Genomic DNA, 17,919 nt, shown 5'->3' on the forward strand with positions numbered 1-17,919 from the left:
CTCCCGGATTACTCGTCACCGGCATCCAGGCTTTCGCGCCATTTCGCCAAATGCTCGACACAAATTGCCGTCCCGCGGGCGACGGTTGTCAGCGGGTCGTCAATCACCCGGACGGGGATTCCCAATTGTTCGTTCATCAACGAATCAATACCCCGCAGCAACGCGCCGCCGCCGGTGAGGACCAATCCATTATCCACCAGATCCGAAACCAATTCTGGATCACATTGTTCGATTACGTTTTTCACACCGGCGATGATTTTTTCCAACGGATCGAGCAACGCCTGCCGGATTTCTTCACTGGTCACCATCGCCTTACGCGGGACGCCGCTGATTGTGTCCAGCCCACGCACATCGTGTGTCAATTCTTGTTCGAGCGGATAAGCGTTCCCCAGACCAATTTTGAGTTTCTCAGCGGTCTGCATGCCGATTTTGAGGGAAAAGTGCCGTTTCATGTAGTCGACGATCGCCGCATCCATTTCGTCGCCGGCCACTTTGAGTGACGTTCCCGCCACGATGTCGGACAGGCTCATCACGGCAACTTCGGTCGTTCCCCCGCCTATGTCGCAAATCATGCTGGCCATCGGTTCGGCAATGGGCAGGCCCGCTCCGATACAGGCGGCCGTTGGTTCTGGAATCACATACACGCGCCCCGCACCGGCGCGTTCGGCGCTGTTGAAAACTGCGCGGCGTTCAACCGGAGTAATCCCCGCGGGAACCGCAATCACCACGCGGGGACGCAACCCACGGCGTTGTCGACTCGCCTTACGCATGAAATACCGCATCATCGCTTCGCACAGTTCAAAATCGGTGATCACACCATCTTGCAACGGGCGGGCGGCGACGATCGAATCGGGGGTCCGTCCCAACATCTGTCGCGCGAGTTTCCCAACAGCCGTACCTTGCCCCAGAACGCGGCGTGTTCCCTTTTGCAGGGCAACAACAGACGGTTCGTTGACGACGATCCCTTCACCGGGCACTGCCACCAATGTATTGACCGTGCCGAGATCAATGGCCAGGTCTGGGCAGGCCCATCTGCGAAATCTATCGAGCATCCGTACTCTTAGGCGGGGTCAGGAGCGGCGTGACGTGCGGGCAGAGAAGGGGGGATTCCCGCGCGTCGCCACATTGAATTTCGGAAGGTTACGCAACGACGTCGTCCGCAACCTGTGCACTTTGTGCTGTCCAATCTGTAAATCAAAGCCGTCACGTGACTTGCAAGTCCGCAATTTGTACCGCTTGTCTCGAATTCTCGCAAGATGCACTTTGAACAGCACCGGTATCTCAAAACTTGCCTGCGGTCACAGGCAAACGGACATTGCCCTAAAACGGCGGCGCAGGTCTAATTGTTATTAGAAACTGCGGCCGATTCGTTTCGAGATAAGGCCGCCTTCCCGGCAATCAACTGTGACTACGATGAATCGACTGACACGACAACTCAATTTTCCGCCCTCTACGCTCACCCTAGCTTTGTTGTTGTCGGCCCTGGTTCTGTTGGCACCGCTGGGCGCTTGTGGAGACGAGGAGTCGCTCACAGCTCGCTATTTTGATGGACTGCGCAGCCGTCAGCTTTACGAAGTTGCCGAATTGTATGGCCGGGAGCAACTGCTTCGAGACGATTTACTGCCCGAAGAACGCCTGGAATTCACCATCGAATTGTCGCGGACTCTGGCCGACCATGCGATGCACGCCGGCGACGCACAGCAACAGGCAAAATTATGGACCGAGGCCCGCGAAATCCTCAACACGTTGATTCAGCAAACTCCGCAGCAGCAATTTTCGCTGGAGTTTCAATTGGCCCAGCTAGACGCCCTCCGCGGCCAATCGTTACGTTACCAGTCCCAAATTGCGCCCTACGATCACGTACTCCGCGACCAAGCGGCGAAAATCCTCGCCCAGGCGATCGAGCAATTTCGCGCTGTGCAACGTTCCGCAGACGCGGCTTTGAAAGGGTTGAGCCAAGCGACCAATTCCGCATCACCCTATACCGAACCGGAACTTGCCGGTTTGGTGGCGCAGGTCAAACAGTCGGAGGCAACGGCGCTGCTCGATTTGGCAATGGTGTTACCCAGCGATTCACCCGACCGCGCGGTTGCGCTGATCGACGCGGCGAAACGGTTAAAAGAGTTGCCCAGAAGCAGCAGTGGTCCGGGGAAAATCCGCGCTGCTGAAGTTCAGTTGCTGTACGCGCGCTGCTTGCGGCTGCAGCGTCACTATCAACAGTCGTTGGACTTGCTCAACCAGTTTTCCAAAGCCGGAGCGAATTCGGTGATCGGCGATCGCGCCACCGGTGAGCGGATTCGCGCCTTATTAGGCATGAAACGGACGGATGAAGCGGCCAAACTGATCGACGATTTCACAATCGCCGGCCGGGAACTTCCTGCAGAGTTGGAATTTCTCAACGTGCGGATCTTGTCCACGCAATGGCAACAACAAGTTGCTGAAGGCAATTCGGCCGCAGCAGCGGGCTTGTTGGAATTGATTCATCAACAAGCGGAAAAAGTGCAACAGCAAACCGGCGGGTATTGGGGAGCGCGGGCCTGGGCCTTATGGGAGTCCAATCAAGAATCGAGCCAATACGGAGCGGAAGTCGCGCTGGCGATTCGCGAAGCCCGCGCCCTATATGGGCATGGAAAAGTACTCGACGCGATCGAACAGTACGGCCAAGCGGCCTCGACGGCTTTTAGAACGGGACAGCGCGACTTGGCATTCGATTTGGCATTCACCCGCGCCTCGTTACAGCTTCGCACCAAGCAATACGAAGTCGCTGCCCGCGCGTTTGGCGAGTTGTATGAAAAATTTCCACTAAACGCCCGCGCCGCCGATGCGTCCTTGCTCCGCGCGTTTGCCTTGGGACAGGTCTATAACACGCGGCGCACCCAAAACAAGCGGCAAGCCTATACAGAGGCGTTGGAGCAACATCGCGAACAATTCGCCGAGCATCCAACATCCGCCGCCGCCACGTGGATGTTGGCAGAATTGGAAGAGCAGCGGTTACAAACAACCGTCGCGCTCCAATTATATCAGACGATCCCGGCCGACCATGCTCGTGGCCCCGCTTCGCGCGTCGCCATTGCCCGTTGCTATGAAAAAATCCTCAGACGACTGCAATCGCTGGGGCGACCGACGGACAGTTGGCAGGAGATTGCCACCAACGAGATTCAGGGTTTCCTGCCGCCCCAGTCCTCCAATCTAAGTTCCCCGCTCACAGAGCCGCAGTGTGAGATTGCGACCTACTTGGCCAAGATTTATTTGCATGCGACGCCACCCAATTTTGCCGCTGCGGATGCCGTGTTGGCGCGAGTGTTCGACGGACGTTCCGCTGGGGCAGCAACAAACAATTCGCCGCAATTACGAAAAACCTTGGCAGCGGCAATGCAACTTCGCGTGGTTTCGCTGGCTGGACAGAACCGGCTCGCCGATGCGGGCAAATTGCTCAATCAACTGTCGGAAACTAGCCCGGTGGAAATGTTGGGCATCCTGGGCGGCTTGTCCAAATTGGTGGAAGACGCCGGTGACGAAACAAGCCGCGATGTCGGGGCGCTCCAGCTGCAAGCGGTCGAAAAACTCGACACGCGACGCGAACAGCTGACCCCCGCCCAGGCAAAACGCTTAGACCAATGCCGAGCGCAAGCCTACGAAGCCCTGGGCCGGATTGATGCAGCGATTGAGCTCTATGAAGAGTTGCGGGAAACGTTTCCCAAAGATCGCGAGCTACAAAGAAATCTGGGGGAGGCGCTGATTCATTGCGGAACGCAACGCTGTTTGAATCAAGCAACGCAGTTGTGGGCGCGTCTGGAAACGGCAAATAAGTCGGGAACCCCGCAATGGCTGAACGCGCGCTACTATCGCGCTTTGACCGCCTTCAAGCTCAAGGATTACGACCTCTGTTACAAATTGACAGGAATCGCTGCGCAGCTTTACCCCGAATTGGGCGGAGCGGAGTTGAAGCCGCGCTACGAAGAGTTGTCCAAGCAATGTGACGCCCAGCGCGCAAAAAAATGAGACGCAATCGCCCTAAGCAGCGATTGCGTCCCGTCTGAAATTCCAATGGAACCTCTATAGCATAGACGCGTGGCTTACCACGGTGTCCGCATGTAGTAGGCACCTTGTTGCATCGTATCGGTCGGCCAGTAGACCATGGCGGGAGAGTTTTGTCCCTGCACCATCTGAGGGCGGGTCATTTGCCAGCCGAACGGAACATGTGTCTTTCGCGACGAGGGCAAGCCCCAGCCGTAATTGTATTGCTTGCAGACAACCGGCGCGAGCGGCACCGTGACCGGCACACCATACCCCTGTTGGGAATTGATGTATTGATCGCGGCAATCGTTGCGGCTAAACGGCTCATACCGGCAGTAGCGCCGACGGTAATCGGGAAGGAATCGCCTGCGGTGGCCATAGCCTCCGCCGTAGCCGTAGCCATTGCATTCGGCGCCGACATATCCCTCGGAGACAACTGTCGATGAGGTCGTTTCGGGGGTGCTGGTGGTCACAGGGCCGCCGGTCGGTTCGGGGACCGGCTCCTGCGCTTGCCCGCTATTCAGGCTGAGTGCTGAAACCATCAGGCAGGCCATCCCGCCTGTGGCAAGCACTTGAAAAAATCTGATTTGCATAGGTCAAATCCTAGGTCACGAGACGGGGGATTATTGGGAATGAGGCGGTCCGCATCACACGCGATTCCGCCCTGCGGCTGGTAGGCCGACAATCGCGGGGCTCAGTGCGGTGGCAGGAACAACGTTTTGAAGATCGAACGTTTCCGCTTGTACTTCACGATGATTTCTGTGCCCTTCAATTTGCAGTGGCCTTTGCAACCGCTCATGCCACACCGAGGACAGACATCTTCACCACATTCGTCGTTGCAGCGATTTCGGAGATGTTTGCCAGGCAGACCGAAAGGACCGGTCTTGTGCTTGTAGTAAAACGGGGGCGCCAGATAGTGATGCTCGTGAGCATACAGGTATTCGTGGGGATAGAACGCGGGGTTGGTGATGTAGGTGCCACCCATCCGCCGGGGGACGGTTTGGACCGGCATCGGATACAGACCGGCATTCATCACAGGCGCGGTCATACCCGGCCCGCCGTTGTAGCCTTTGTCCGAAAAGAAAATATCGCCAGCCTGCGCGGCTTGCGAAACGATCAGCGTCAAGGCGACCCCTGCCAGGGCCGCGCACATTATCCGTCGGGTCATCGGTTTCCCTCCTTGGGATCAGTCTGCCATTTTTGGATTCGCGCCGGGTGCGCGGTTCCGGAATGTGTTTTCGGCAACCTCACCTCCGGCGAGGCCGTTTCGAATCTGCCGTTTTGTCTCTTGGGTCGGAGCTCAACCGCACGAATCCATTCGTGATCCGGCTGAAAAAATAATCTCATCAATCGGCGCATCGCCTTGAGGCGGAACGGAGCCAATCAGTACAGAAATTCGGCTCATAATGACTACCGCAATTAGTCATTCCTTCCGCTCAGTTCGTATTCCGACCATTTTTCCGAATTCGCATGCTGGTAAGGCCTTACGACTGCCGTCGCTTGTGGAAATACCGTCATGAGGAGTACAATCCGAGCAATCGCGTAGAGTGAAAAAGTCGCTAAAATCGATACAGTCACGCTCGTGAAAAAGTAACGATTATTACGGTTGCATCAATCGCCGGAGTTGCCACAATTGGCGCCGCGGCATCGGCCCCGCATCCCGGCAATGGTGCTAACACATCGCAAGTAGTGCAAACACATCGCACGGAGGCCTCCGTCATCTCGCCGCAGTGTTCGGCAGCACGGACGCGGTTGCCTTCGCTAACTTTGACAGACAACTCGACAACTGACAGTGGCAACACTGTGTCATACGGAGAAGACATTGGCCCCGAAACGTACCCCGAAACGTAAGCAGAGCAAAAAGGCCGTCGCCGCGAAAAGCAAAGGCAGCAATTCCAACGGCAGCAATGGAAGTAACGGTGCAGATCGAATTGAGTACGTTTCCATCAGCCAGGAAACCCGTCGACGGTACCTCAACTATGCCATGTCGGTCATCACCGCCCGCGCTCTGCCCGACATCCGCGACGGCCTCAAACCGGTTCAGCGCCGTATCTTGTATGTCATGTTCAACGGTTTGCGGCTGACATTCGATGCCAAGCACCGTAAGTGTTCCAAAATTTGCGGCGATACCACGGGAAACTTTCATCCCCACGGCGATGTGGCTGTCTACGAAGCACTCTGTCGTATGGCTCAGGACTTTTCCTTGCGCAAACCGCTCATCGATGGCCAAGGCAACTTTGGCTCGATGATGGGGCTTCCCGCCGCCGCCTCGCGGTACACCGAGGCGAGACTGACCACGATTGCCGCTGAGTTGATGAGCGAACTGCGGTACCAGACGGTCGATATGCGACCGACCTATGATGCGGTCACTGAGGAACCGGTCGTCCTCCCTGCACGGTATCCCAATCTGCTCGTCAATGGCGCGCACGGGATTGCTGTGGGCATGATGACCAATATCCCGCCGCATAATCTGGGCGAGGTCGTGTCCGCCTGTATTCATATGATCGACCACTCAAACGTCACCGTTGCCCAACTACTGAGATACATCAAAGGCCCCGATTTCCCGTTGGGAGGACGGTTGATCACCGATCGCCGTTCGATGCGCAAGGTGTATGAAGAAGGCCGAGGATCGCTCAAGGTCCGTGGGGAATGGAAACAGGACCGCCAAGGCCGCAAAACCCTAGCCAACCAGTTGGTGATTTATTCCATGCCTTACAGCGTGGAGTCGGGCAACCTCGTTAACGAGATCGGCTCGGTCGTGCAGAATCGCAAACTGCCGCAACTGCTGGATGTGGTTGATGAAACCAGCGACGACAACGGATTGCGGATCGTGCTGGAAATCAAACCGGGCGCGGATCCCGAAGCGGTCATGGCCTATCTCTACAAACACACGTCGCTGGAACAAAATTTCAATTTCAATTCCACTTCGCTCATCCCCGACGGGCATGGCCTGACTGTGCCGGCGCGGTTGAATCTTGTTGAAATGTTGCAGCACTTTCTCGACTTTCGTTTCATCACCGTCCGTCGCCGTTTTGAATACCTGCTCGAGCAACTCCGCAAACGGATTCACATTCTCGAAGGTTTTGAAATCGTCTTCAATGGCCTCGACAAAGCCCTGAAGATCATCCGCAACAGCCAGGGCAAACAGGATGCCGCCCAAAAATTGATGCGGGCCTTCCCGTTGGATGAAATCCAAACCGACGCCATTCTCGTCATGCAGTTGTACAAAATCTCCACACTGGAGATTGATAACATCCTCGAAGAACTCGCCGAAAAACGCGCGGAGGCGAAGCGTATCGAGCGGATCCTCAAATCCGACAAACGACTGTGGGGCGTTGTCAAAAACGAATTGAAGGAACTGGCCGACGAATACGCTGACAAGCGACGGACCAGCATCGGATCGACCGACGAAATCGCCGAGTTTGATCCCGAAGCCTACATCGTCCGCGAAAATGCCAACGTGGTTGTCACGCAAGATGGCTGGATCAAACGGGTCGGCCGTATGGCGAAAGTCGAAAGCACGCGTGTGCGTGAAGGGGACGCGGTGCTCAACGTGGTTCCCGGCAGCACGTTGGACCAGATGATTTTCTTTTCGAGCGAAGGGGTCGCCTATACGATGCGGATCGACGGCATCCCTGCTTCGGCCGGATACGGTGACCCGCTGGGCAAGCACTTTCGCCTGGGGGATGGCGCCAAGATCGTCGCTGCCCTGTCCACCGATGTGCGATTTGTTCCCCAGGACAAAAAGAAACGCGGCCAAGCCACGCCCGCGCCGTATTTGCTCGTTGCCACGGCAAAGGGCCAAGTGCTGCGGATTTCGCTCAGCACCTTTCGCGCGATTTCCACCAAAGCAGGCCGCAAGTTCTGCCGACTCAGTAAAGGGGATCGAGTCGTCTTCGTCGAGTTGGCCACCGAGGCCGAAACCATGTTTCTCGCAACAAAGTCCGCCCGTATTCTGCATTTCCCGATCGAGGAAGTCCCGATCCTGGGCGGCCCGGGCAAAGGGGTCCGCGGCATTAAGCTCCAAGATGACGACGAGGTGCTCGGCGGCGTGCAACTGATCGCCGCCCGGGATTGCCTGCGGGTGAAAAATGAACATGACAAGCTGTTAACGTTTGGCCAAATGAAATACAACGTCACCTCCCGCGGAGGCAAGGGAGTCAAAACCAGCCACCGCACCGATTTCGTCGAAATCGTCCGTCCGCATATCGAACTCGTCGATTGGACAGCCATGGAAGAATCCGAATAACAATTTGGTAGGTCATGCTGTGCATGACGAAACTCAAGGTTTGCATCCAACGACATTCACGTCATGCACAGCATGACCTACTTTAGACTCTCTTCACAATAACTATGGCGACCGCGACATCGAAATCGAAATACACAGCCAAGAACATTGAAGTCCTGGAAGGACTCGAAGCAGTCCGCCGCCGTCCCTCGATGTATATCGGCGGCGTCGACAATCGCGGCCTGCATCACCTGTTGTGGGAAATCGTCGATAATGCGGTCGACGAATACCTCGCCGGTGAAGCGGATCGTTGCACCGTCACGCTACACAAAGATGGCGAGTCGCTCACCGTTCAGGATAATGGTCGCGGGATTCCGGTGGATAAACATCCCAAAACCAAAAAACCGGCGCTGGAATTGATCCTCACCACGCTGCATTCGGGCGGAAAATTTAGCGACAAAAACTACGCGCGCAGCGGCGGTCTGCATGGCGTTGGTTCCTCGGTCGTCAATGCCCTGGCCAGCGAAATGGTCGCCACGATTCATCGCGACGGGCATGAATGGGTGCAACGCTATAAACGGGGCAAACCGACAACTCCGGTCAAAAAAACGAAGCGGTTTCGCGGTCACGGGACGACGATTTATTTCCGCCCGGATGTAGAGATCTTTAAGCGTGTGCACTTCAATTCCACGGAAATCTTCCAACATCTGGAGGACATCTCCTATCTGCACGCCGGATTGAAGATCGTTTTTCATGACGAGACCAAGGGGGAAAAGCACGAATTCTCTCATCCCGACGGTATCGGGGCCTATGTCGACAAACTGATCGCCGACGGCGAAAAGAAATCGATTCACGAAGCGAAGTTTCAAGCGGAAAAAGACGACAAGAAATGCCGCGTCGAGGTCGCCCTCAAATGGACGCAGAGCACCGATGAGCAAATCCGCAGTTACGTCAACGGCATTCGCACCCATGGCGGCGGGACCCACGAAAGCGGCTTCCGCAGCGGCATCGTCAAAGCGGTCCGTAATTATATGGACGTGCACAAAATCAAGCCCAAGGGGATCTCGCTGACCGCCGACGACATCCGTGAAGGCTGCGTCGGTATCCTGTCGGTCTTCCATCCCGATCCCATGTTTCAGGGGCAGACCAAGGAAAGACTCAACAACCCCGAAATGACCGCCCAGTCCGAGGGGCTCGTCCGTCCGGCACTGGAAAGCTGGCTCAACAGCAATCCCACCGTCGCCGAAGAAGTCGTCGCCCGCATGGTTCTGTCCGCTCGCGCGCGGATGGCCAGTCGCGACGCCGCTTCCGACGTCCGCCGCAAATCCCCCGCCAACAAACGCGCCAATCTGCCCGGCAAACTCTTCGATTGTCGCACCAACAAACCGAGCGACGCCGAATTGTTCATCGTCGAAGGCGATTCGGCCGGCGGCAGCGCTGCCATGGGCCGCAACAGCAAAACGCAAGCGGTCCTTCCGCTACGGGGCAAGGTGCTCAATACCGAATCGATTTCCTCAGCCAAGGCCATGAACAGCCAAGCCATCAACGATCTCGTCGAGACGCTCGGCACCGGCATTGGCGATAAATTCGACCTACACAAACTCCGCTACAACCGCGTGATTTTGTTAATGGATGCCGACAGCGACGGCCACCACATCAGCACACTGCTGTTGGCATTCTTCTTCCGCCACATGCGCGATTTAATCCGCAGCGAACACCTCTTCATCGCACAGCCACCGCTGTACCGAATCGAATCGGGCAAACAGACGTTCTACGCCGCCGACGATCCGCACAAAGAAGAGATCCTCGCTTCTCTGCCGGAAAACCGCAATCCGGTCATCAGCCGCTTCAAAGGTCTGGGCGAGATGACCGCCAAACAGCTGCAAGAAACCACGCTCGATCCCAAAACCCGCACGCTCTTGCGGGTCGACATCGAAGCCCCCTTGGACGCCGACAAAACCTTCCAACAACTCCTCGGCAAAGACCCCGCCCCCCGCTACGAAGCCATCATGCAAGACGCCAGCTTGGTGGATGAGTTGGACGTGTAGACCAAAACACATCAGCTAGCACGCATTTTGCCGCCAAATCTACTATGCTGTACGTTATTGGCATCGCAATTTAAAAAATTGCGCGCAGAGACGCAAAGACGCTAAGAAAAGCTCCAGATCATAGCTTTCTTCTTTTCTTTGCGTCTCCGCGTCTCTGCGCGAGATCTTTTTTTTAATTTTTCAAACACCCCCCAGCAGGTGATCACCCCATGCCCCCACGCATCACCGCCGTTTTTGCATTGGCCATCCTCTTCTGCGCGACAACAAACCTCCCCGCCGCTGATCCACCGGCGAAGCCGAATATCGTGTTCATCATGGCCGATGACCTCGGCTACGGCGACTTGGGGTGTTACGGGCAAAAGCGAATTCAGACGCCGCACTTAGATGGCATGGCGCGCGAAGGGACACGGTTTTTGCAGGCCTATGCCGGGTCGACGGTCTGCGCACCGTCGCGGTGTTGCTTGATGACCGGCGTGCATAACGGACATGCGCGGATTCGCGACAACATTCCGCACGGCACATTTTTGCACGACGACGATATCACGTTGGCCGAAGTCCTCAAACCGGCCGGGTATCGCACCGGAGCCATCGGCAAGTGGAGCCTCGGCGTGCATGGTTCCCAAGGAAAACCCAATGATCAAGGATTCGACGATTGGTTTGGACACCTCGATCAGGACCAGGCGCATTTTTATTATCCGCATTACCTGTGGGATAACGACCGCATCAAATTGCTACGCGACAACCGCGCCGAAAAGCGAGGTGCTTATACGCACGACCTGTTCACCGAGCGGGCACTACAGTTCATTGAACAATCCGGCGACGAACCCTTTTTTCTGTATTTGGCCTACACGCTGCCGCACTGGTCCGACTTTCCCGGCAACACGCCCGAATCGCTCATTGTCCCCAGCGACGCTCCTTATACCAATCGTTCCTGGCCGCAGGTTGAAAAGAACTACGCCGCCATGATCACACGTATGGATCGTGACGTGGGCGCCATTTTAGCGTTGCTCAAAAAGCAGGGCCTCGATGACAACACGATCGTATTCTTCACCAGTGACAACGGCCCCTGTGCGACAGCCAGCCAATCGCATCGCCCCAAGTACTTCAACAGTCGTGGCCCCTTCCAGGGACAAAAACGCGACCTTTACGAAGCGGGCATCCGTGTGCCGATGATCGTCCGCTGGCCGGGACACGTTCCCGCCGGACGCGAAAGCAATCAAGTCTGGGCCTTCTGGGATGTGATGCCCACCCTGGCGGAATTAGCAGGCGTCCCCGCTCCGGAATCGACCGATGGCATTTCCATGGCGCCGGCAATTTTAGGAAAGCCGCAAAAACAACAACACGAATTTCTATATTGGGATTACGGACACTCACGCGGCAATTTCATGCAGGCGGTCCGCATGGGGGATTGGAAAGGCATCCGCAACGGCATCGATGCGGACATTGAGCTGTATGACTTAGCTGTGGATCCCGGTGAAAAGCAAAACCTCGCCACGGAGCACGCGGAGATCGTCCAAAAAATCGACCAAGCCATGCAAGATTCCTTCGTCGAAACCCCCGCCTACCCAATCGTCCATCCCGAAGACCGGAAAGGCCGTTGATGATCCTCCGGGGCTTCAGTTGCGCATACAGTCAACCTGGTTAGAAAAAGAAGACTCGCGCAGAGGCGCAAAGCCGCAAAGAAAAAGAAAAGCATTCGCAGGCACGACTTTGCGAGCTTGGCGGCTTTGCGTGAGGTTTATTTCTGTTACCAAAACATTTGCACTGAAACACAGGTCAGAACGCACGCGGCCCGATGCCTTGCATGATTTCGTCATTTAGCGAAAACAGTGCCGGGGTCCCGCCGGTATGCACGAACACCACGTTTTGATCCGCCGTGAATCGGCCTTGGCGGATGTGGTCGATCAGGCCGGACATCGCTTTGCTGCTATAAATCGGGTCGAGCAAAATGGCTTCCTGGCGGGCCATGAGGGAAATCGCTTCCAAACCGGCCGGTGAAGAGGTCCCGTAACCAGTCGGCCCGATGTACTCTTCGGACAGGTCAATGTCACTCGATTCCACGTCAACCGAAACGCCGATCAACTCGCCTGCTTCACGCGCAATCCGCGCCATATCGGCCCGTGTATCCCAGGGCCAGACGATCGGGGCACAATGCGTGATGGGTAAATTCAACCCCAAGGCTTTGCTCCCCGCCACCAAGCCGGCACCCGTCGACCCGGCGGAACACAAGTAGACCGCATCGGGTGTGAACGACTGCGCGGCTGCCTGTTCGGCGATCTCGATCATGGCCGTCACATAGCCAACCGCCGCCAACGGCTTGACAACTTTGCGGTCCCAGGAATACACCGTGCGTCCCGCCGCTGCGTATTCGCGACTGCGGTGCATGATATGTTCGTCGACTTCCGGACCGATCGCACCCTCAATGATTTCGACTTTCGCGCCGACCAGATAATCGAGCAACAAATTGCCTTGAATCGGATCAGGCCCGTTCGCCGGACGACCGCGACCGAGCACCAGATGAATATCAATGCCCGCTTTCGCGCAGGCGGCAGCGGTCTGGCGGCAGTTATTGCTGTGAATACCCGCCCCCCAGACAAAGATGTCCGCCTGCTTTTTGATCGCATCGCCCAGGATCAATTCATTGTGCCGCGTCTTATTCCCACCGAACGTCAAGCCGGTGCAGTCGTCCCGCTTGATATAAATCTGCGGCCCGCCCAACAGTTTTGAAAGTTTCGGCAGATGCTCCAGTGGTGTGGGAGTATGGGCCAACGGAAAATGCGGCAATTTCGCAACAGCAGCACGGAGTTCATCAGTGGTCAGTCGTGGCATGGTAGTTCTGTTATCGCTGTTTTGTCATTGAGTGAGAATTATAGGGAATATTTGAGCCGTACTATTACCATGCGCAGGCCAGTTTTTCGACCGGTAACAGAAATTTCAGTCATTCCCCCAAACCGTCAACCAGAATACTGTCAAACAGAATTCCCTGCAAAAACACCGAAACCCCGAAGGGGTGAGACATCCTAGCCCAGGGTAAGCGGCAAAGCCGCGCCACCCTGGGAACGCGTGTAACCGTAGAACGAACCCTGAAGGGGTTCCACATATTGACCTTTCGCTTTCGGTGAACCATGATTGCTCAACCCCTTCAGGGTTGCATCCTGATTACCTACTTCCAACCTGGGGTGCGCTCACTCCGTTCGCGACCCCAGGCTATGATGTTTTACGCCTTCAGCGAAAAACAATTTCGTCCCTTAATCATTATCGTTGAGAGTCAACTTTGGAACGACCGGCGTTGGATGTTGGCAATGCAATCAACGCGTGATCCACGCTCCGCCGCACATCGTGGCGGTGACTTCGGTTTCCGGAGCAAACAATTCATCCGCCGCCCCATTCAAGGCCACGACCGCCATGTCAGCGGATTTCCCCGACCGCAACGTGCCGATTTCGCCATCTAGTCCTAAGGCCCGCGCCCCGTTGATAGTCCCCAGCGCTAACAATTCCGCCAAGTCGACATCAGGAAACGTCTGTCGCAAAAATTGCAGTTCCCGCCACAGATTCAAATCCGGATTCGAGCCGCGGCTGTCGGTACCGATCGCGACCGATGCGCCTGCTTGCACTAGACGTTGCCAGGGATGGGGTGAGTGGCCAAAATAAGCATGCGTGCGGGGGCAGTAGACGACCGTGATGTTGGGATGCGCCGACAGGAATGCGATTTCTTCGTCATCCAGATAATTCCCGTGAATCGCCAACGCATGTTCGACATCCGCCAGCGGGCGGAGGTAATCCAGCGGCCGCGACCCAGCTGGGATGGCCGTCGGATCCCAGACGCCGAACTCACAGAGCATGTCGACAAACTCACCGCTGCCGGAGCTGAGTAATTCCAACTCCGCCCGCGTTTCCGCAAGGTGCACCGCCAAAGGGCATTGATGTTCCACGGCGAGTTGAACGAGCGCAGTGTACAACGGTGGACGCACGCTGTAGGGCGCATGGGGACTGAGACCATAAATCAGCCGGTCCTGTTGCAGTTGCTGCAAATGTTCACGAGCGAGTGCCAATTGCGGATCGTGTTGCGCAGCAGCCAGCCCCAGGATTTCTTGAAACACCACGACGCGGGCAGCGGGCGGGAAAAACTCCACAGCCTCCCAACCGGGCGAGGCGATTTCACCCAGCAGGGTCGTGCCGGTTCGTTCCGCTTCACGCTTGCCTGCGGCAACGGCACTTGTCGACGCATCGCGGCTGCGCTGATTGGCAACCAACGCGCGAATCCAATCTGTAAATGGTTTGGCCGGCGCAATCGGCTGTGATAGATCGCTAAACTCCAAATGCGTATGCGCATTGATCAACCCCGGCACAATCGCCACATCACCCAAGTCATGCGCCGCGCTGTCGGCGCGGTTATGCACAGCGGCAATCTGCCCCGCCTCAATTTCAATCACCCCACGCTCCAGCGGCGGCCCGTCTCCGGGAAACACCCACCGCGCGCGATATGTCTGTCGCTGGTTCATGCACCAAATGTAATCCAAACCAAGGCAAGATACCAAGCACCTCCCTCAAGCCTGTCCCCTCAAGCCTCAAGCCGAACTAACGCCCTGTCTTGGACAGCCGCGGCATTTACGTCATAATCAACATGTTGTCCGGCGGCGGTTGTCGTCTACGGTCCGCGTTCTTCAATGCCAACCACAAGGTCATAAAATCATGTCGCAACCCAATCGACGAACCTTTCTCCATCAAACCGCTCGTACAGGGTTGGCTCTGGCGGCCGGGGCGACCGTTTTGGGACAGTCCCGTTCAGCCGAAGCAGCGGAGGCGAAGACCGGAAATCCACTGGCCGTATTCAGCAAAAGTTTCCAGGACCGACCAATTCCCGAAGTCTGCCGCATCTTCAAAGAGATTGGCGCCGATGGCCTGGACCTGACCGTCCGGCCCGGCGGGCATATTGCTCCGGAAAACGTCGCCGAAGAATTGCCCGCAGCGGTCCAAGCGGCCCAGGATGCCGGATTGAAGGTCTATTTTTTAACAACCGCCATTACCGAGCCAAACGCGACTTCGGAAAAATTATTAGCAACCGCCAGTGAGTTGGGAATCGACCGCATCAAATTGGGTTACTACAAATACAAAAAATTTGGCGCAATGGCTCAGGAGATGGATACCGTCAAAAAACAACTGGCCGCTGTCATTAAATTGGCCAAACCGTACGGCGTGCTCCCCTGCGTGCACATTCACTCAGGCAAATCAATCCCCTCGCACGGCACGCATCTGTACGAATTGATTAAGGACTTTTCCCCCGAGGACATCGGCGCCTATGTCGACCCGCAGCACATGACCAAAGAAGGGGGCATCGACGGTTGGCGGCAAGGGTTGGATTTGCTTGGCCCCTGGATTGCCCTGTCGTCGATGAAGAACTTTGCTTGGGAAAAAACTGACCGGGACAAATACGGCCAACAACATTGGCAAACGATCAACGTCCCCGTCGCCGACGGCGTCTGCCCGGTTCCGAAATTCATCGAAGCTCTGCATGCCCTGGGATACAACGGCGTGATCTCAATGCACAGCGAATACAAAGGCCGGCACAGTTTCCAAAACCTGGACACCGACGGCTGCATCGCTCAGACGGCCAAGGACATTCAATTCGTACGGCAGTTTGTCTGAAGCATCCGACTCCCAAACCGACGGCTCTGCCGTCGCAATCGACTACCGCTTGGCAATTCAACGGAGCAAATTCATGAAGCGGTCTCTGTTCACCGTTTTCACACTACTCTCGCTTTCCACGTTCGTTGGGGCCGATGATCCGCTTGGCCCTGCGGAGGAGGCGCAGGCGAAGGATGCGCGCGATGTCATCCATACCATCTTCCAGGGCCAGTCTCCCGACAAACTTGTCTGCGACACCACGCTCCGCGCGCTGCCGGACGGGTCGTGGGTCATGGTGATGCTCGGTGGAGGGGACAAGGAACCATCGCCGCGAAACCGGATCTTTCTCACCCGGAGTCTGGACCAGGGGCGGACCTGGTCGGAGATGCAGCCGATTGATTTTGGTGTCAAGAAAAATGATCCCAACCGCGCTTTGGTCCCCACTGAATTGATGGTGCACGGCGAACGCTGCACCCTGTTTTTTACAACGCATGACGGCCGTTTCGGTGAGGCGCGGACATGGCAGGCACACAGCAACGACTCTTGTCGCACTTGGTCGGCAATGACCCCCGTGCCCGATCCGTTGCATAAAGCTAGTTTCATACGGAATCACATTGTGACCCGCGACGGACGCATCATGCTGCCGTTTCAGTTTTATGTCGGAGAACGTTTCCCCCACAATCCGCGTAACGGCGTGATGATCAGTGAGGACGACGGCAAAACTTGGTCCGTCCACGGATGGATTCGGCTGACCGACAATGACAAATACCGTGGCTGGGCCGAAAACAACATCGTGGAGCTGGCCGACGGGACAATTTCGATGCTGATTCGCGCCGACAATTTGGGGGGCGTCTTGTATCGCGCCGACTCGCACGACGGCGGCAAGACCTGGCCCGATTTCGCCACCAAGACCGACATCCCCAATCCCGGTTCCAAAGCCACGTTGTATCCTCTCGGCGGCGACCGCGTAGCGATCTTGCACAATCCCCACCCCAAGCAGCGCAATCCGCTCTCGTTGTGGATCAGCGACGACGGTATGCAAACCTGGCCGTATCGCCGCGTCCTGGTCGACTCTCCCGGCCGCTTAAATTATCCCGATGGATTCGTCAGCCCCGACAAAGAGTTTCTGCATTTCGCATTTGATGACAACCGGCACCGCGCGGTGTATGTCGGTGCCAAGCTACCGGCTGCGGATTAGCGGCACTGTAACGCAGGGCATCTATGTATTTCACACAACTCCTGCTGCTAGTGATTGCAACAGCGGCTGATGAACCACTCCGTTTGGCAGAGGAAATGGTCGCTATCAATGCCGATGAAGCAAGGATGTGAGCCATTTGAATTTGGGGACTCTTTGTCATGCAGTGGTTTCATCGCACAATCGAACTGTTGAGAAAACATTTTGACAATGTGCGTTTACGTGCGCCTATCACGGAGGACGAGATTATTGGTTTACAATTCCAACGCAGTACGGCAGCGGAGGAATTAAAGTATTTTTACACCCAAACGAACGGACTCGCCGTTGGACTCCATGATAGTGTAGTCGGGCTGATTTTCGAATTTGAAGAATCCCAGAAATTACTCTCTCTGATTTCACATAGGGATGGTGCGTATCAGCTACTGCCGGTTCGGGGCGACGGATGCGGTGATTACGACTGCTTAGTGATTGGGGGAGGCATCGCTGAGGGGGCTGTCGTTCTCTATGATCATGAAGTCAATGAAGCTCCCTCGCATTTGTTAGCGGGCTCGTTCGCATCCTACTTTCAGTTGTGGGCCGATTATCTCACCACGAAATATCAAGCTAATGGAGAAATTGACCAACGGTATGTCGCTCCTAAGCTTGAAGCATGGCCTTGGCTGGGAGAACCTCAGCGGAGGCATCCTTGGCCATTTGATGAGGCGTGGCTCAAGGTGAATGATGAGAAAGCGGCAAAACTTCTCGAAGACGCTGCCACACGGTCCTGGCTGAACAGACAGAATGATTTGACGTGATGAAGTACATAA

12 protein-coding genes are annotated in these 17,919 nt (G+C 56.1%); 7 read left to right on the plus strand and 5 right to left on the minus strand.

Annotated elements, in window-relative coordinates; all coding sequences use genetic code 11:
* Positions 1-8: 8 nt before the first annotated feature.
* Positions 9-1,052 carry a rod shape-determining protein gene (gene mreB / locus Mal52_RS07830; protein ID WP_145375287.1) on the minus strand — a complete coding sequence of 348 codons (1,044 nt, stop codon included), beginning with the start codon at positions 1,050-1,052 and terminating at the stop codon, positions 9-11.
* A gap of 361 nt (positions 1,053-1,413) precedes the next feature.
* On the opposite strand from mreB, the gene Mal52_RS07835 reads away from it, so the two are divergent.
* The gene (locus Mal52_RS07835) at positions 1,414-4,002 is read left to right on the plus strand and encodes a tetratricopeptide repeat protein (RefSeq protein WP_145375289.1); all 2,589 of its coding nucleotides are present in this window, start codon (positions 1,414-1,416) and stop codon (positions 4,000-4,002) included.
* Positions 4,003-4,076: 74 nt separating this feature from the next.
* Here Mal52_RS07835 and Mal52_RS07840 read toward each other — a convergent pair whose 3' ends face one another.
* Positions 4,077-4,610, minus strand: a complete 534-nt coding sequence (locus Mal52_RS07840; RefSeq protein ID WP_145375291.1) for a hypothetical protein — start codon at positions 4,608-4,610, stop codon at positions 4,077-4,079.
* 101 nt (positions 4,611-4,711) lie between these two features.
* Positions 4,712-5,185 (minus strand): hypothetical protein, encoded by a 474-nt coding sequence (locus Mal52_RS07845; protein ID WP_145375293.1) that lies wholly within the window; start codon positions 5,183-5,185, stop codon positions 4,712-4,714.
* Positions 5,186-5,839: 654 nt separating this feature from the next.
* On the opposite strand from Mal52_RS07845, the gene Mal52_RS07850 reads away from it, so the two are divergent.
* From Mal52_RS07850 to Mal52_RS07860, 3 genes are all read left to right on the plus strand, one after another.
* Positions 5,840-8,266 carry a DNA gyrase/topoisomerase IV subunit A gene (locus Mal52_RS07850; protein ID WP_145375295.1) on the plus strand — a complete coding sequence of 809 codons (2,427 nt, stop codon included), beginning with the start codon at positions 5,840-5,842 and terminating at the stop codon, positions 8,264-8,266.
* Positions 8,267-8,370: 104 nt separating this feature from the next.
* Entirely contained in the window at positions 8,371-10,293 is a 1,923-nt protein-coding gene (locus Mal52_RS07855) for a DNA gyrase/topoisomerase IV subunit B (protein WP_145375297.1), read from the plus strand.
* 209 nt (positions 10,294-10,502) lie between these two features.
* The gene (locus tag Mal52_RS07860) at positions 10,503-11,894 is read left to right on the plus strand and encodes an arylsulfatase (protein ID WP_145375300.1); all 1,392 of its coding nucleotides are present in this window, start codon (positions 10,503-10,505) and stop codon (positions 11,892-11,894) included.
* Positions 11,895-12,069: 175 nt separating this feature from the next.
* On the opposite strand, the gene Mal52_RS07865 is transcribed toward Mal52_RS07860, so the two are convergent.
* A complete protein-coding gene (locus Mal52_RS07865) occupies positions 12,070-13,122 on the minus strand; it encodes a D-cysteine desulfhydrase family protein (protein ID WP_145375303.1) in 1,053 nt (350 codons plus the stop codon).
* Positions 13,123-13,601: 479 nt separating this feature from the next.
* Positions 13,602-14,795: an amidohydrolase family protein gene (locus Mal52_RS07870; RefSeq protein WP_145375305.1), complete on the minus strand. Its 1,194-nt coding sequence runs from the start codon at positions 14,793-14,795 to the stop codon at positions 13,602-13,604.
* 190 nt (positions 14,796-14,985) lie between these two features.
* Here Mal52_RS07870 and Mal52_RS07875 point away from each other — a divergent pair, with 190 nt between their 5' ends.
* The 3 genes from Mal52_RS07875 (at position 14,986) to Mal52_RS07885 (ending at position 17,907) form a co-directional block, all read left to right on the plus strand.
* On the plus strand, positions 14,986-15,939 hold the full coding sequence (locus tag Mal52_RS07875) for a sugar phosphate isomerase/epimerase family protein (RefSeq protein ID WP_145375307.1): 954 nt from the start codon (positions 14,986-14,988) through the stop codon (positions 15,937-15,939).
* A gap of 73 nt (positions 15,940-16,012) precedes the next feature.
* The gene (locus Mal52_RS07880; protein WP_145375309.1) at positions 16,013-17,116 is read left to right on the plus strand and encodes a sialidase family protein; all 1,104 of its coding nucleotides are present in this window, start codon (positions 16,013-16,015) and stop codon (positions 17,114-17,116) included.
* A 158-nt stretch (positions 17,117-17,274) separates the two neighbouring features.
* Positions 17,275-17,907 carry an SMI1/KNR4 family protein gene (locus Mal52_RS07885; protein ID WP_145375311.1) on the plus strand — a complete coding sequence of 211 codons (633 nt, stop codon included), beginning with the start codon at positions 17,275-17,277 and terminating at the stop codon, positions 17,905-17,907.
* Positions 17,908-17,919 lie beyond the last annotated feature (12 nt).

The organism is Symmachiella dynata (assembly GCF_007747995.1).
Taxonomy (GTDB): domain Bacteria; phylum Planctomycetota; class Planctomycetia; order Planctomycetales; family Planctomycetaceae; genus Symmachiella; species Symmachiella dynata.

Excerpts from the sequence above, each read along its gene's own strand:
- mreB (WP_145375287.1), bottom strand. The coding sequence starts at position 1,052 with ATGCTCGATAGATTTCGCAGATGGGCCTGCCCAGACCTGGCCATTGAT.
- Mal52_RS07835 (WP_145375289.1), top strand. The coding sequence starts at position 1,414 with ATGAATCGACTGACACGACAACTCAATTTTCCGCCCTCTACGCTCACC.
- Mal52_RS07840 (WP_145375291.1), bottom strand. The coding sequence starts at position 4,610 with ATGCAAATCAGATTTTTTCAAGTGCTTGCCACAGGCGGGATGGCCTGC.
- Mal52_RS07845 (WP_145375293.1), bottom strand. The coding sequence starts at position 5,185 with ATGACCCGACGGATAATGTGCGCGGCCCTGGCAGGGGTCGCCTTGACG.
- Mal52_RS07855 (WP_145375297.1), top strand. The coding sequence starts at position 8,371 with ATGGCGACCGCGACATCGAAATCGAAATACACAGCCAAGAACATTGAA.
- Mal52_RS07860 (WP_145375300.1), top strand. The coding sequence starts at position 10,503 with ATGCCCCCACGCATCACCGCCGTTTTTGCATTGGCCATCCTCTTCTGC.
- Mal52_RS07865 (WP_145375303.1), bottom strand. The coding sequence starts at position 13,122 with ATGCCACGACTGACCACTGATGAACTCCGTGCTGCTGTTGCGAAATTG.
- Mal52_RS07870 (WP_145375305.1), bottom strand. The coding sequence starts at position 14,795 with ATGAACCAGCGACAGACATATCGCGCGCGGTGGGTGTTTCCCGGAGAC.
- Mal52_RS07875 (WP_145375307.1), top strand. The coding sequence starts at position 14,986 with ATGTCGCAACCCAATCGACGAACCTTTCTCCATCAAACCGCTCGTACA.
- Mal52_RS07880 (WP_145375309.1), top strand. The coding sequence starts at position 16,013 with ATGAAGCGGTCTCTGTTCACCGTTTTCACACTACTCTCGCTTTCCACG.
- Mal52_RS07885 (WP_145375311.1), top strand. The coding sequence starts at position 17,275 with ATGCAGTGGTTTCATCGCACAATCGAACTGTTGAGAAAACATTTTGAC.